Source organism: Massilia genomosp. 1 (assembly GCF_011682185.1).
Taxonomy (GTDB): Bacteria; Pseudomonadota; Gammaproteobacteria; order Burkholderiales; family Burkholderiaceae_D; genus Telluria_A; species Telluria_A rubra.
The window spans coordinates 1-998 of sequence record NZ_WHJF01000316.1 but is presented as its reverse complement, the minus strand read 5'-3'; the positions used below and the strand labels follow the sequence as shown (position 1 = coordinate 998).

General features: G+C 50.8%; 2 protein-coding genes. Both read left to right on the top strand.

All coding sequences use genetic code 11. The features are described 5' to 3' along the window. A partial coding sequence (locus F1735_RS36025; protein WP_222853179.1) for a hypothetical protein occupies positions 1–235 on the top strand: 235 nt, incomplete at its 5' end. A gap of 168 nt (positions 236–403) precedes the next feature. After that, positions 404–976 carry a hypothetical protein gene (locus F1735_RS33820; protein WP_167241409.1) on the top strand — a complete coding sequence of 191 codons (573 nt, stop codon included), beginning with the start codon at positions 404–406 and terminating at the stop codon, positions 974–976. Positions 977–998: the final 22 nt, after the last annotated feature.

Here is a 998-nt window from a genome sequence, read left to right as displayed (position 1 = left end):
GACGGATAAGCGCAGCCTGGAGCGCAACAGCGCTGGACAACGGCCCGAGCACAGCAGAAAATCCGCAAAAAATAGTCGCTTTGCGGATGGGAATGTGTCTGTCAATTTCGGAGCACGGATTCAGGATAAAGATATCGCATTGACACGTCAATATGACCGGTTTGACACGCTTTGCACCCTCAAACGGCTTCCAATGCTGTCTTTTTGCCTGGCATGGAACTTGAATAAGGAATAGCAGGCGCCAATACATTGCAGCGCTGAGCCGGCCGGTGCTGTGCGTCGGTCGAAACGAGAGACTCATCTTTTTACGGAGAATAGTCATGACACCCGGCATTTGAATGTGATCCGATTGATCTCTTTATCCGTTTTTCCTTATACATTGCAAAAACCGAAAGGAATTATCATGGGCTACGAATTAGATCTCGCATTTACCACTGCACAATTGCAGACTATCTGGATAACAGGTACCAATGTTATCGTTGCCAAGCCTTCAGGCGGCGGCTCGCCAAACGTTGCTTGGCAAGTATTCAAACCTATGGCCGCCAATTCGCTAACTTGGGAAGATAATTACGGGGTATATGCCTCCAGTGCGCAAGTACAGAATGGCGCACAGCTGACGCAATTGACGTCGACCGGCATTCCGGCTGCCATGGAGACACTCTATACATTGGAAGCCGCTGGCACCATCAGCAATCCGGGCGCTGGTGGCAGCGCGAACTCATTTGCCTTGCTGAATCAATATCAATCAAGCCAAGGATATATGACCGTAGGTCTGTATCAGAATGCGACGGTGAACGGGACTCAAATTCTGGGTAATGCGGTATCGGTGGCTCCTGTCTTGTACCAAAGTACAGCTACCATGACACCTTATACCCACCTCGTTATACACAAGTGTTCAGTGCGCCAATTCCCCGTAGCGCGCGTATCGTTTCCGCCGCCACGTGAACATCCTTCAAGCCGAGCCAGATCGTCTTGACGCCGGGCTCGCCATCGCTCTT